The organism is Aliirhizobium smilacinae, assembly GCF_006335145.1.
GTDB classification, from domain to species: Bacteria; Pseudomonadota; Alphaproteobacteria; order Rhizobiales; family Rhizobiaceae; genus Neorhizobium; species Neorhizobium smilacinae.
On record NZ_VDMN01000001.1, the window covers coordinates 1,726,360 to 1,740,397 of the forward strand.

General features: G+C 53.2%; 14 protein-coding genes. 12 read left to right on the plus strand and 2 right to left on the minus strand.

The window, feature by feature from the left end:
* Nucleotides 1-41: 41 nt before the first annotated feature.
* From FHP24_RS08410 to FHP24_RS08435, 6 genes are all read left to right on the plus strand, one after another.
* Nucleotides 42-1,019 carry a hypothetical protein gene (locus FHP24_RS08410; protein WP_139675436.1) on the plus strand — a complete coding sequence of 326 codons (978 nt, stop codon included), beginning with the start codon at nt 42-44 and terminating at the stop codon, nt 1,017-1,019.
* A gap of 120 nt (nt 1,020-1,139) precedes the next feature.
* Entirely contained in the window at nt 1,140-1,400 is a 261-nt protein-coding gene (locus FHP24_RS08415; RefSeq protein WP_246091638.1) for a helix-turn-helix transcriptional regulator, read from the plus strand.
* A 414-nt stretch (nt 1,401-1,814) separates the two neighbouring features.
* The gene (locus FHP24_RS08420; protein WP_139675438.1) at nt 1,815-2,423 is read left to right on the plus strand and encodes a hypothetical protein; all 609 of its coding nucleotides are present in this window, start codon (nt 1,815-1,817) and stop codon (nt 2,421-2,423) included.
* The gene (locus FHP24_RS08425) at nt 2,420-4,288 is read left to right on the plus strand and encodes a DUF927 domain-containing protein (protein WP_139675440.1); all 1,869 of its coding nucleotides are present in this window, start codon (nt 2,420-2,422) and stop codon (nt 4,286-4,288) included. The genes FHP24_RS08420 and FHP24_RS08425 overlap by 4 nt, the downstream gene beginning before the upstream one ends.
* Before the next feature lie 215 nt (nt 4,289-4,503).
* Nucleotides 4,504-5,193: a hypothetical protein gene (locus tag FHP24_RS08430; protein ID WP_139675442.1), complete on the plus strand. Its 690-nt coding sequence runs from the start codon at nt 4,504-4,506 to the stop codon at nt 5,191-5,193.
* A gap of 6 nt (nt 5,194-5,199) precedes the next feature.
* The gene (locus FHP24_RS08435; RefSeq protein ID WP_246091639.1) at nt 5,200-5,598 is read left to right on the plus strand and encodes a DUF3768 domain-containing protein; all 399 of its coding nucleotides are present in this window, start codon (nt 5,200-5,202) and stop codon (nt 5,596-5,598) included.
* A 40-nt stretch (nt 5,599-5,638) separates the two neighbouring features.
* On the opposite strand, the gene FHP24_RS08440 is transcribed toward FHP24_RS08435, so the two are convergent.
* Nucleotides 5,639-5,923 carry a helix-turn-helix domain-containing protein gene (locus FHP24_RS08440; protein WP_139675444.1) on the minus strand — a complete coding sequence of 95 codons (285 nt, stop codon included), beginning with the start codon at nt 5,921-5,923 and terminating at the stop codon, nt 5,639-5,641.
* Nucleotides 5,924-6,037: 114 nt separating this feature from the next.
* Here FHP24_RS08440 and FHP24_RS08445 point away from each other — a divergent pair, with 114 nt between their 5' ends.
* From FHP24_RS08445 to FHP24_RS08470, 6 genes are all read left to right on the plus strand, one after another.
* Nucleotides 6,038-6,529 carry a DUF805 domain-containing protein gene (locus FHP24_RS08445; protein ID WP_139675446.1) on the plus strand — a complete coding sequence of 164 codons (492 nt, stop codon included), beginning with the start codon at nt 6,038-6,040 and terminating at the stop codon, nt 6,527-6,529.
* Between the two features lie 38 nt (nt 6,530-6,567).
* Nucleotides 6,568-7,665, plus strand: coding sequence for a hypothetical protein (locus tag FHP24_RS08450; protein WP_139675448.1), 1,098 nt, complete (start codon nt 6,568-6,570; stop codon nt 7,663-7,665).
* 668 nt (nt 7,666-8,333) lie between these two features.
* The gene (locus FHP24_RS08455) at nt 8,334-8,600 is read left to right on the plus strand and encodes a DUF982 domain-containing protein (protein ID WP_139675450.1); all 267 of its coding nucleotides are present in this window, start codon (nt 8,334-8,336) and stop codon (nt 8,598-8,600) included.
* Nucleotides 8,601-8,797: 197 nt separating this feature from the next.
* Complete coding sequence (locus FHP24_RS29410; RefSeq protein ID WP_139675452.1) at nt 8,798-9,046, plus strand: DUF6894 family protein; 249 nt, start codon at nt 8,798-8,800, stop codon at nt 9,044-9,046.
* A gap of 91 nt (nt 9,047-9,137) precedes the next feature.
* Nucleotides 9,138-11,810, plus strand: coding sequence for a toll/interleukin-1 receptor domain-containing protein (locus FHP24_RS08465; RefSeq protein WP_246091682.1), 2,673 nt, complete (start codon nt 9,138-9,140; stop codon nt 11,808-11,810).
* Between the two features lie 158 nt (nt 11,811-11,968).
* Nucleotides 11,969-12,517: a recombinase family protein gene (locus FHP24_RS08470; protein ID WP_139675455.1), complete on the plus strand. Its 549-nt coding sequence runs from the start codon at nt 11,969-11,971 to the stop codon at nt 12,515-12,517.
* A gap of 20 nt (nt 12,518-12,537) precedes the next feature.
* Here the strand turns inward: FHP24_RS08470 and FHP24_RS08475 are convergent, their stop codons facing one another.
* The gene (locus FHP24_RS08475; RefSeq protein ID WP_139675457.1) at nt 12,538-14,037 is read right to left on the minus strand and encodes a hypothetical protein; all 1,500 of its coding nucleotides are present in this window, start codon (nt 14,035-14,037) and stop codon (nt 12,538-12,540) included.
* Between the last annotated feature and the right edge of the window lies 1 nt (nt 14,038).

A 14,038-nucleotide genomic window follows, 5' to 3' on the forward strand; every position in this document is an offset into this window, starting at 1 on the left:
TATCTTCCCTGCGCACAGTAGAAATGCGCCAGGAGTAAATAGTGGAAGTTCGCGACATTCTAGAATCTGAGGAGATGCGCCACGTCGTCGAGGCGTTGACCGCATTGCGGCAAAAGTTCTCCTCTCATAATCATAGCGAGGAGCGCCTCTGGCCGATGGCGCAAGTACGCAACGGCCCCTACAAGGCCGAAAAAATCCTTCAGATCATTTCGGATGAACGCGATTACTACGCCGGATATAAGGACGTTCTTGCAGCAAGTTTTGCTGGTTGGCTTGTTCTTCCCCGTGATCGGGAGATCCGCGAGATTCTAATGGCTCAGGCGGTGCTGACGCACATGGATCGGGCTGAGCTCGCTGTCGGGAATGACGGGCTAACCGTCGAAAAAGACATTGCGGCTCGATACCTTTTCACCGGGCTGGACTTTCTGATCGAGGTTTTCGACTGTCTGGGCGGTTACCAAGCCTTTCGCTCCGGCGCAGCTATTGACGCTTTGATTATTGCCTACGACCCCGTCGAGAAGCCGATAAACACCGCCGTAAGAGCGCTAGTGTATCTGCATCACGCCGTTGATCGCTTCGGTCGACCCGGATTCGATTTCACGCCCAGCCTCAATAAGGCTGTGGTGATATTTGACGCTCTGAAAGAGCCCAAACGCGGCTTCGATTTCAAACAGAAGTACGTGTCGCGGTCGCTTCTTCATGATCGGTGGAGCAAAAACAAGCAGACCTTGGCGATGTTGTATGCAGCGTCGACGATCAAGGTCAATCGGCGGACCCTGCTCTATTTCCTTCTGGACGGTTCGTTTTCATATCACGAACATCGAAAATACATAGATCTCTGGATGGGGCGTGCACGCTTTGTCGCGTCCCACATTTTCTCGCGCATGAAGGATCAAGACCTCCAAAAACGCACCCGCCAGCTTTTGGGCGAAGGTCAGGCTATGTCTTTTGCTCCTCCGAAATTGAGTGGTGTCGAGAATGAATGCTTTGAAGAAGTTTTTCGGAATTATATCAGATAGATAATCTCACTTAGCTGTCTAATTTTTTAGCCACTATCCATGGAACCGGCAACAATTTAAAACAAGTGAGACACCTGTCATCTTCTGTTTCGTCAATAACGACAACATAGGAGACAGGAAATGACCCACCCGATTGCCTTAGATCGGAAACTTGAAGAAAGCCCGATGCCGCCAATCGTCTTTCCCAAAACAGGGTTTGTTCGCCTCAAACAGATACTCGCACCTAGGGGGCCTCTGCCAATCAGCCGCTCGGGTTTTTGGGCAGGCGTAAAAAACGGAAGGTTTCCGAAGCCCCGTAAAATATCGGCGCGGGTCACTGTATGGAGGGCAGAGGACATCCATGCCCTCCTCGCGAAGATTGATCAGGGCGACCTGACTTGAATTCGAGCATGTCTGCAACGACGACAAAGGTCTCGGACTAGGCACGCTATGCCCGCCACCTCGCTCTCCCCTGAGCGATTATAAATAAAACCAACCCCTTATTGCCCACGCCCGCCGGAGAGCCATCGGCCTCCGAATGCGGACCTGTGCCCAATGGAGCTATTTATGCACCCCCTAAACAAGAAGGCCAGTATCCACTCGTGGATATTGGAACATCACCGCCAGCTTAACGAAGCAGTGCGACGTCGCCTTCCAGAGTCACAGCTGAGATCGAATGCAATCTTACGCCAGCAGGCCGACGTGATGGTCCGCCTATCGAGAATTTCACTGGCCTACCACGTAGGTTGGAATTCACTCGACGATGGAAGAAGAAGTGCCGCCTGCCGATTTGAATGGGCACGTCTTCAGATGTTCATGGCTGCCGAGATTGAACCTATTCTCCGGCATTCCGACAGGCAGTTCTTTCACGTAACCGTGGCCGACAAACGGTGGCGCGTTGCGCCATCTATAGCGACGCGCGCAAGCTTCGATGCCGTCCGTCGGAAGGTTCGCTCTTCGATCCAGAAGCTCCGCGACGAGGGTTACAACCCCATTTTCGTGGCTGCATTCGAGATGTCTGGTGATCGCAACTTGCGCAACGACTACGCATTCGAGCCGCACGTTCACATCCTTATCGGAGGCGTACCGGAACTGGCATTGAAAGGCGCGTTCCAGGTGCGATTACCTCGCGCGTCGAAGGGGCGCGACAAGCCTCTGCGGGTAGTCGATGTCCCAACCGACCAGCTCGGATACCTGCTGGGCTATCTCACGAAAATGAAGCCTCAGGATAGGGTTCAATACATCTCCAAGGGCCGGAAAAACCGGAATACGAACCGAATGCCCCCTGCCGAAGCGGATCACTGGCTGCGTTGCATGGCAACCATGCCGATTGCGCAAACGATCCAGTTCGGCGGCTTCGCAAAGCCTGTCACCTCCCGATTTTCCCACCTCGAAATGGCAACCATTATTGGAGATCTGAAATGAAAGATTCAACGAAGCACCGTGTTAAGCGTTCTAACATAGCTGCCGATGGCAAGAAGTCGGGCGTGGGCGATAAGGGGTTGGCAACTGCACCTATGATCAGGCCATCTCCGTCTAAGTGCCGCAATACGCCTTCTCACGAACAACCTGCGGCACCGGCACTATCACAAAAACAGGGGCTAGCCCCGGAATCCGCCCAGCGCTTTCATAGCGATACAAGAGTCCAACTATCAAACGTTTCGGTTACGCTTGTTCGCGGTGACGACGACCTTCTGTATTATCGTTTTTATGCGGAAGGCCGACACGCTCTTATTCCCGCGCCGGAGGTCATTACCAACGACAGCCGAGTATTTGGCGAGCTTGCGAAGATTGACGTACTCGCTACTCTTCCAGAACAGAAGCGCCTTATCAAAGCTCTCATCGCCGGGGCACAAGTGGAGGACGGGTCGAAAGTCGTAACGAGGCTAGGTTACGAGGATGCGGATATTCCTAGATACTTTGTGTATGGCGATGGCAGCATCATCAGTCCTGTCGAGGTATCGAACATCTATCCTTTGGTGGGGAGCAACAAGGTGTTCGCGTCCAAAGGGCGGTTTCAAGCGTATGAATTTTTTGTTTCGGCGGCGTTGAGGAACCAGTCGATCCCTATCACTGTATTCTTTTTCGCCCTGTCCGAAGTGATCAAGCCGTTTGCGGTAGCGGCTGGCCTCAACGTCGAAAACAAGATCATGGAGCTGGTGGGCGGTTCGACCAATTATAAATCCGCCCTCACGAGTATCGTTGCCGCCTCCGCGTGGGGTTTTGCCACGCAACAGGATGGCTACGCAAAACGCTGGAATATGACTGATAATAAGATCGAGGAATATTTTCGAGATTATAATAGTCACCTTCTGGTTCTAGATGAGGCTACGCTTGCGTCGAAGGATGTCCATAAGCGCGGTGAAATGATCGCGAACGTCGTACACCGCGTGTCCTCCGGTCAAGGCCGTGGCCGTAGCGGCGTCGAAGACAGAGGCCACTCAGTGACCGTGCTGTCAAATTCCAATCAACCGATAAGGTCATTGCTACCACCTGAGCAGGACGTCATTGATGCCCTTGAGGTGCGTCTGATCTCTTTCCAGATGCCGCAGCGGGCCAACGGGTTCTTCGACACAATCCCGTTGAACAGCGACGCAGTTGGTACGGCAATGGGACGAGTTTTTCGGACCGTTCAGAAACATCACGGGCTGGCCGCACGGCGCCTGATCCGCAAGCTTCTTAATCTAGCCATATCCGACAAGGCGCATTTGCAGAACATCATCGAGAAGGCGGTTGCCAAATTTCTTAAGGCAGCGGGGATGATAAGCGCGGACGTCGGCACGTTGGACCATCGGCGTATTCAGCCTTTCGCACTGGCCTATGCGACGGCCGTGGTGTCTTTTAAGACCGGAGCCTTTCACAAGCAGCGATGGGGGAAAGTCAGGAGGTCCATTTTAAGGGCTTGGACCGATCACGCCTCTTTAGGTCGAGAAACGAGCCAGGATTCCCACCTCCATTCTTACATGACGGATTCAGGTAACAGTTTTGTCGACTGCAGAAGTGGATCAAAACCCGAAATCTCTGATGGCACGTTTGGCAAACTGGCGGGCTTCTTCATCACCGGCAGAGACGGGCGACTTTATTTAGCTGTTCCCGCATCGCAGGTAGAGAGCATGGGGCTCTCGAAGGCAGCCTTGAAGACGTGGAAATCGAAGGGACTTCTTAGAGCCGATAGTGGCGGGCTTCAAACGAAATTGCGCCTGAGGAAGGTCAAAGGCCAGGAGAAACAGGACGCATTCTATCGTTTCCTACTCGCTGCCGTACCAGACAAAGTAAAGCTCCTCGAATGAACGTTTAATGCGTTGGTCGGCACACCCATGGCTAGCCCTTTTTTTTGCAGCACCGCACCAAAGCTGTGCCCGTTGAAAAGTCGACGAAACGTTAAGATATTGATTTTCTTAGACTAATGATGTATTGTGACAACGTTCGCATCGATTTTGATCGAACTCGAATGTCGACCGAGAGCGCCGCTTTGGGCGCTCTCTTTGATTCAAGGAAGCTAAAAATGAGCACACCGCAATTCGACATACCGGCACTCGGCAAAGCCAAGGTCACCCTACCGCACGTTTCCATTCTGAATGGCCCGCGACCTCAGTCTGCCGCACGCGCTGCGGATGCACAAATCGCTTCGGTCGCCGCTGGCGTCGCCACCGTGATCCTCGTCGGCCTTGATGATCAAAACAAACCGCACGCGTCATGGTTTGAAGCAGAGCAGGCCGATGCCGCAGCCGTCGCGGCTGACCTGATGGGCTTTGCCCTCGTTGACATCTCGAATGATGAACTCGCTGCCATCGCCTCGGTTCTGCCAAAGGGCAAGCTATTCGAAAGCGGCAAGGCGTTCGTGCCGTTCGTCAAGCGAAGCGTCTATGATCAGCTCGCGGCCCACCTCGACGAAGATTATCTGACCAATGCTGCCGGTCGCGTCGCGGCTGCACAGGCGGCGGCAAACAGCTATGCCGTTGCGAAAAAGGTAGAGATCCCGCCGCGGCTGCCGGAGGACTGGTCAAAACTGATGATCGGCGATCTCGTGCTGGCGACCGAGGATCCGACCGAAGGCTGGTTCGAGGCGATCATCGTTGAGGCTGTAGGCAGCGACAAATACCGGCTTCGCTGGAAGGACTATCCCGACTTGCCGACCTTCACCTGCAACGTTGTCGATTTAGCCCTGCTGCACCCGCTGTCCCCGGCACGGTGACGCGCCATGCAAACGATCACAATCGTTCCGATGACAGATGCCGGCGGTCAGGGGGCTATCGCCATGTCGATATCATCACCTTCTCAGCAAGAACGTATCCGGCGGCTGAACGACACGCTGCGCACCACCTTCATCTCCGGGCGGGTGCTGCTGACGGCGTGCGTGCGGGCACTGGATGACAATCAACGGGCGATGCTGCTGCAGGCGGTGAGTGGGTTCGCCGCGTTCACGCCCAGCAACGATCCCTATGGCGAGCATGACTTCGGTCGCGTGGAGGTCGCTGGTTGCGGCTACTTTTTCAAGATCGATTATTACGACCTGGACTACCGGTATGAATCGCCCGACCCGGCAGATGCCACCGTCACCGCCCGCGTCATGACCATCATGCGGGAGGACGAATATTGAATCGGCGTGAACTGCAAACCCGAGTAAGGCAAAGCCGCGATCACGTCGCGGCTTCTTTTTTGCCTGCACCTCTCGGTTTGCGGCCTGCCTTCAAGGGCGCGGGACGTTCATCGCTCACGGCCTCAATGAAAAACATACCCACCGGCACATTCAAAGCGGATGCGAGGGCTTCCAGCACTGAGATGGTGAGGTTCTCTTCTCCACGTTCGATGCGGCCGACATATGAGCGATCAATCGACGCCTCAAGCGCCAACCTCTCTTGGGAGAGGTTGCGTTCGACACGCAGCTTACGCAGGTTCCAGCCTATCAATTCGCGAGCATTCATAGCCCGCACATGCGCACATCGTCCACTTGACAATCGACGGACTGTGAGTCCCATATTAATTTTGCTGTTTCGGCCTTTGGCTTGACTCGCTCACAACCACCACAAGGAAATCACATGACTGCCTATCTCGATGCCATGCGCCGTTATGCAACCTTCAAAGGCCGATCAACCCGGTCACAGTTCTGGCTTTATCACCTCGGCGTACTCGTTCTCGCGATCGTCGGCTTCATCATCGACATCGCCATTGCCGGGCCACGCGGTCCTGAGCCGCTCGTCTCCGCGGTCATCATCATCGCTCATTACATCCCTTCGCTGGCGATTATCGTGCGGCGGCTGCACGACACCAATCAAAGCGGCTGGCTCGTGCTGGTATGCCTCATTCCGTTGATTGGCCTCGTCGCTTTCATCGTGTTCGGCTGCATGGCATCGACACCCGGCACAAATCGTTTTGGCGCACCCGTGGGCGGCGATCCAGTTGTTGCGGCGGCTAGCGGCACCAAAGTCGAGCGGATCGAAAAGCTGGCGGCCCTGCGTGCCTCAGGTGCGCTCAGCGACGCTGAGTTCGAAAAAATGAAAGCTGACGTCCTGAGCGGCGCTGCCGCCTAACGTTGGTGGTGACCGGCCGTCTGAATAGGAATTAGAAGATGTTCAAAGCAATTTTTAGTGCGATCAGCTTTGCCCTGATGATCGGGCCGGTCCCGGCGATGGCTCAACAATATACCTACACCTCTGGTGAGGTGTGGGCGGTGACTCAAGACCTGCCATTGGCCCCGGTCACTGAAACCGGTCCCAAGCCCACCTGCAACCTCCGCACCCAGATATGGGATGATAAGGGCCTGGATATCCAGTATGTGCTGATCAACCGGGATTTCGTAGAGCCATGGGCGCGGGTTCATTCCGATAGCTGGAAGCTGCCCGCCGGTCGAACCACCGACATCACGCTCGACATGGCGGGTGGTGAAGTGCCGGTGTCGGTAACAACGGCGACCGAGACCGCGCTGGCGGGGCCGATACGGCGTGAGAGACGGAACTCCGACAACTATTTTATCTTAGAGCTTTCTGTTCAGACCATGCTGAACACCAAAGGTCGGGGGGTGGGCTTCCGCGTGCGATTTGCCGGAAATGAGCCTGCTTGGCCGGTATCGGCTCCCGATCGTTATGAGGCCTATCAGGTCAAAACCGCGCTTAATAAATGCATCGCCGACCTTCGACGCAAGGCCGCGACCTTCTACCCCGTAGAAGGAAACGCAGCGTCAGGCGGGCCGACGTCGCCCTTTGCTGAGGAACCCGAAGGCCAAGCGCAAAAAGCGCCTGCTGAGCAGCCACAAAGTGATCGGCCACAGCGAGAAAAGCTTGCCCCCTCTAGCAACGAATGGAGGTTCGCTAAAGAAGAGGAGGAAGGGACTGTCCTTTGTCTCGCCGAGACTGAACAGAGTGAAATCAAGGTAGGCTTTATCGGGCAGCCGGGCGCCGCCATGAGCGGGTTCGTATCAGGAGTTTTCGACAAAGACACCCGTGCGGTTTGGACGGTCGACGGCCGCACAACAGCATCGTCCAGCGGCTCGCTGGATGAGTATTTCGAATGGTATGCCTTCAACGACCTGCCCGATAGTCTCTTAGACGACGTTGGCAACGGCGAGGAACTACGGGTTGCCGAGTTCGGCGGGAAGGGCGCCTCAGTCCGCCTTAGCGGCGCTGGCGCCGCCATTTCCGCGTTTAAGCGCTGCATGGCGAACGAATAGACGGAAATGCAGCAAATAGCGTCCGAACGAGTAACCGGTCGTCGAAAGCTTTTGCGCGAAGCGCCCGCGCTTAGGAGATGCAGCTCCTAGCTAAGGTTCCGCGGGATTGCTCTTTATCTACTTCTAATGTAGCATCTCAATTGCCCCATAAGGGCTTTGGAGATCTCCAGCCCTCCTCAATCAGCACTGACTTCCTAGGCCCGCTTCGGCGGGTTTTTCTTTGCCTTGTGTATTTGCAACTTGTAGCACGACCCGCCGAAGCGGACCCGCCTGGTGGAGTGCAGTCAGCCTGAAACAACGTGCGGATCAGCGAGCCTGGCGAGATACGTCATTCCATCGCACCCGGGCACCGGCGCGTCGAGCGAGACTGTCTTTAATTGGTCGAACTCTCGGTTGTAAGCCCGGTGACAACGCCAAAGAGCGTTGCTAAATACGCCACTGCGCCTGGACAGCGCTCTCCTGAAGGGTCGGCTCATTGGCGTGCGCCGGCCCTTTTTCCTCATCGCCATGAACCTCTGCACTCGTTCGGCAAAGAGAAAGCCGCCTCAGCGGGCGGCTGTGGGTGGACATAATGTCAACGGACGAGGCGCGCTGCCGTCACATTTCCACTTCGATGGCACGGTTATTGCTGAGTTAATGGCAAAGATTAACTCGCGAGGAACTCTGCTTTGGAACAGGACACATTGCACCTATTTCGGCCAATCAAGCTCATCTCGGCCGTGGGTGAACGGGACATTGTGATAGAGTCCGTCGAAGATGCGGCCAGAGAGCTGCTTACGGAATGGCCAGACGATGACGGCGAAAGTTATTACGTAGCGGTCAAAGCATGTTTCGATTGCCTGCATGATAACGCTGCAACGGATTCTGTTCGCAGCGCTTTTGTACGAGCTGCCGTGGAAGCCGGCATTTTGGTCGAGCATTTAACCGGTCACTAAGACATCGGCATTTTTTGTCACCATGACCGCGCATGACAATCTTCACGCAAGCGGCGTCGGCAATGCTTGGATGGTGCCTAAAACCCCCTAGTACAGCCCGCCGGGCCGCGCGAGTATCGCGTACGGGCCCCATTCACCCGTAAGGTCGTTCATTCTCAGGAACCGCAAAGCGCTCCAGTCGTTAGCTCCTCCAAAAAATGGAGAAAGCATTGCCCACCTATCGATTCAATTTCCATAGCGCTAACACTATTAAAAAAGATCACACCGGCCAAGATCTAGCTTCGGATTTCGCCGCGTTTGAAGAGGGCGTTGCAGCCGCACGAGAGATCGTAAGCCAGCGCGTCCGCATAGGTGAACCTTTAGGACGTGACGCCTACGAGGTTTTGGACGAGTGGGGGCAAGTCGTGCATATAATCACACTGAGATCCGTAGTGAACCTCGGGTGAACCCGACATTACGAGGCGGGAGCACGCTGTTGCCGTCACGGTATGCTGCTTGTGATCACATGATCAAGCACGGGGGAACCGATTGGACGTGATGCTTACGAGGTTCGGAACAAGGGCGGAATTTCCCGGCTCTCTATCTTGCCAAAATGTTGATGATCTGACTTTCTCGAAGAGAGAAAACGCGAGAACCGGAGCAAGTATGGTAGCGGCAGGCCGAATCTTTCTTTCCCATGCCAGCGAAGACAAGGACTTCGTTCAGAAGGTTTATGGACGACTGGACGCGTCGAGTGTGTTTTACGACACCAAAACAATCGCACCCGGACAAGCTACCTTAAACGCCATGGAAAAAAGCGTCGGAGAGTCGTCGGTGTTCGTGCTTTTTCATTCGAGCCATTCGGAAAAACCGTGGGTAGACTTCGAGAAAGACCAAGCGCGGATCCATAAAATTCTAGACTCACGGACCAAAATTCTTGTCTGCCCAATCGGGGGGGCATCTCATTCAAGTCTTCCCGATTGGATGAAGCGTTACTGGACTACGACCGCTGATTACAAGGTCAACGACATCGTTCGGGCAATTATCCACCTGCAAGACCAGACATTGATTGATGCAGGAGTGCCAAAGGAGATTTTTGTCGGCCGAGAAGACCTCACGCGCGGTATCGAGCTCGATATCTTATCCGCTCCGACGCAGGTGGGCACGCCTTTGCAACATCTCATCTTGGCTGGTATTCCCGGGATGGGACGAACCTCTGTCGCGCGAAGCGTTGTGAACACCTCATTTTCTGGCATGAGACCCGCGGGACCAGTCTTCGACCTGCCGGATATGGCTGAAGCAGCAGATATTCACCTGCGCTTGATGGAGGATCTTGATGGCGCTCTGTCTAAACAAGAGATCGAACGGCAGCTGTCAGCTTTCCAACGTTTGGGCCCCGAAGAGCAGGCCTCGATGGTTTTGAGGTCGTTGAGTCATTGGGCTAAGTTAAACCAAGTTGTAGTGCTACGAACCAGATGGGGTCTTAGGGATCGTAGCAGGAACTTGAAGCCTTGGCTCGAAGCCCTTTTCCGGCTTTCCACTGAGGTTCGAAATCTTCGTCTTGTTTATATTTCGGAACGGAAGCTGCCCGCGGAGATACTGGCGCACGTCAAAAGCGCTCGCCAGTATGAGGTCACCGACTTATCCGAGCAAAATATCCAATACATTCTGAGCAAAAAAACCAACAGTCGGTACTTTGACATGGATTCGGCTGTAGCGATTTCCAAGAAAATACGAGGACATCCTGCGACGGCTCACCATGTAGCGTTTCTCACGAACAGTGGCTTAAGCCTGAATTCTATGGATCTTAATCCCGAGCCGATCTACGCATTCCAAGATAAAACGTTAGACGCGATATTCTCAAGTGGGATACTTGAGCCGATCCAGAAAAAAATACTCACTATCTTAGGGTGGTTTCCGAAGCTTCCTTTAAACCTGCTCACTGAGTTGATCGGTTCGAATGATCGCAAAAACCTAGTAGATAAAGTTTGGGACTTGCTTGATTATTCGCTTATTCAACTGGGAGAAGGAGGGAATTATAGCGTTCCTGAGGTGGTAGCAGCCAGAATTCGTCGTGATTCCGATATGGATTCGGCCTCGCTTTTCACCGCCGTCCGTAAGTTGATAGAGGCCAGGATCAAAGCTGGACATCTGGAGGCGGACCTAATCGACGCCCTAATTATCGCAGTCGTGAACTTGGAGGGAGTCATACCCGAAGAGCTACGTTCTGTTCTTACAGGGTCGAATCTTCTTAGCCTTGTAACAGAGCAGTTTCAGACCGCAAAAACCTTACCCAAGAAGCAAACCGAGGCGTTTCGGCGTGTTTACACTCTTTCTAAGATGGCGATAGGAATGAGGACGTCGGATGATGCCGTTGAGCAAATATTGTTCACAGGGGGCGATGCTGCGATCCGAGGAGGCATATACCCGGAGGACATTATCAGCTTTATGTCGGAGAAAGCGCTTCCCTCTGTCTACTACCTGATCGGAAGTCACGCGTTTTACATTGAAAAGGATTACGGGAAGGCTGCTAAAAACCTGTCTACCTCGCTTAGACTGAAACATTTTAGGAACAGGAATGTTCGGCTGTTGGCGAAAGCATACATTAGAGATCAAAAGTTCTCAGCGGCGAAAGAGGCCTTAGACAAAATCCCCGATTTCCAGTTGTTTCGTGACACAGGCCTCCTCGTCCTGAAAATCAGATCCTTACGCGGCATGAGAAGTTTCAAAGAGGCTCAAGACCTCGAAAAGCAGCTCGATGTCGCTCCCGACGTTTTCGCTGAAAAATCTATCTACTTAGCGGGCCGCGCTTTTCGGGAAAACGATTTTCCCACGGCAAGAAAATATATCCTTGCTGCGAAAGCTTCCCCTAAGGGCAGCCGTCTTAGTATTGCCCTGCTAGAGTGCGCAATTGCCATTGAAGAGGGCGACCTAAGCCTTCTCGCCGAAACTGTCGAACTCGCCTTGGCTGCCGGTCGGCATTATGACGCGTGGCAAATGCAGGCTCGTACTGCAATAAAAAAGCGCGACTGGGGCGAGGCTTTAGCTCTGCTATCTCGGATTGATCGCAAGGATTATTTCGATCTTCATCTCGAAAGCCGAGCGCTGCAAATAAAGAAAGAAGAGGCTGACATCGCTCGCGATCCTGCGGCGTTGGCCGAAATCGACGCGCGGATTGAAGCTATACTTGTGGCGGGATATAAAACAATTGATGGTTATCGCGACGTGTAGATGCGTCTAACACTTATCAACGATACCAAGACTTATACCGTACCATCGGGGTATACCCCTGTGTGACATGCCTATCGTTACAAGTCAGGCCGTAACATCTGGGTTGACGGCAGCTATTTGTGACAAGGTAGCCTTGGGCCTAAAGCTTGAGGTTACACATGGCCCGCATTGGTTACGCACGCGTTAGTACAACTGACCAAGACTTACATAGTCAACTTGATCGCCTTCGCAGTGAAGGCTGTGAGATTGTCCGATCCGAAAAGGTTTCGGGTGCCAGTAGGGAGGGCCGCACCGAGCTGGCTACCGTTATCGAGTTTCTGCGGCAGGGCGATGAGCTCCTTGTTACTCGGCTTGACCGGCTCGGGCGTGATACCCGCGATGTGCTCAACATCGTCCACGAGTGTCAGCAACGCGGGGCGTTTGTCACTATCTTGGACCCTCATGTCTCTACTCGCGGGGAAATGGGCCATGTCATTCTCACCGTACTCGGTATGGTCGCACAAATGGAGCGTCGGTTCATAAAAGAACGACAGCGAGAGGGGATCGAGAGAGCAAAAGCAGCGGGCCTTTATAAGGGCGGCAAAACTCGCATAGACATCAGCCGCGTGAGATCCCTGTACCAAGAAGGATCGAGGCCAACGGCGATAGCCAAGGCCATCGGGTGCTCAAGGATGCAAGTGTACAGAATACTTAAGTCAATGCGATGAACCATTGTAAATCGCGTCGATTATTTCATAAAATATGCGAAAAATGGTGATGCTATCGCCGAGAGAAGCAAAAATGAAACCGTGAATATATTGTCAGTTAACATTCTTGCCCCACTAGTTGTGTAGGCTTCGGCCCAAGACCTGAAATACGGAAGGCAAATCCAAACAACGGTACATATATATATAATTATCGTGAGGAATATTGACGACAGGGCGGTAGGCAACACAGGTATCATCAATTGGTTTTCGAAGTTATAGGAAAGCAATGAGCTAATGCCCGCCGTGCTCCACGCACTCATCGCAACGCCTTTCACGCAGTCTGCATCACTTAGCATCAGAAACGCGGATCGGTCGACCTTCTTGACCGGTCGGCCGTCGCACACATAAACGACTTCGCCTTTGGCCTCCCGAACCAAGCCACTTAGAAAGCCGGTGTAGGTGATTTCATTCTCGTCGACCGTCTTGGCTTGGAGTGAAACCGCCTTTGCAAAGTCACCGCCGAAAAAGTTAATGTCCTGCATAATCGAGCTATAGCTCGTCAAAAATGACCAGCCGGAGAGCTGTGAACGCCCCTCAATAAAGAAGCTGAAGCCACCATTGCCAAACAAGTCGCTAGCCGCTTCATTGACACGGGCCTCCGTAATCCCCGGACTTGCCTCAATTAGTGCCGAAATCGAACTCGCAATCTCAGCCGCCGTTAAATCACCCCTTGTGAAGAGAAGACTTCCACCCGCCGAAGGCATTTTCCCATCTATGGCTCGTTCGATTGTCGCCTCTGAGGCTTTAGCCGAGACAAATAGCCTTGGGTTACTATAGATCCAGCCACTTTCCCCGATCGCTAAAGCTTCTTTACCAAGTTCATTTTCCGACTCATCTGGACGCTCCACACGGGGAGCAGCCAGCATTATTATCTCGCTCAAGCTCATCTGTTGCCGCTGCACGCTCTCCAACAAAACAATACTTATTTTTGCGTCATGAGGGACCGTAGCTACTCTGTGCGAAACATACAGAAACACCGGAAGAAAAATTAACACCAAGAATAAGGACACTACTACATCAGCAACAGCTAAGAATATAACTTCGACAGGATTTTTACAGTAAGCTATCAATCTAGAGAATGTGACTGTTTGGAAAAATGATATAGCATCAACCAATACGAACGATATAACTACAAAAACAGAGAACGGCCTCAGGGAAATTATACTCACCAAAAATGGCAACGTATGCTTGTCAAATTCTTCATTGCTAAAAAAATACTGAGCGGAGTAGACAAAGAATATCGACACAAACCCAATGATACACAGCCTAATCAACCGGCGCAGAAAACCTCTTCCCAACGCAGCGGCCAGCAATGCGTTAAACAGGGAGACGCGTTCGGACACCGTCTGATGGCCGGAGCCGAAGATATAAATCGACAGCCTCTCTTTTAATTCTGCCTTTAGGATTCGGTCAAGAAAGTGAGCCACGGCAAGCGGACTGGCCAGCCCGACCACTGCCAGCAAGTGGAGTACTGTTTCCACG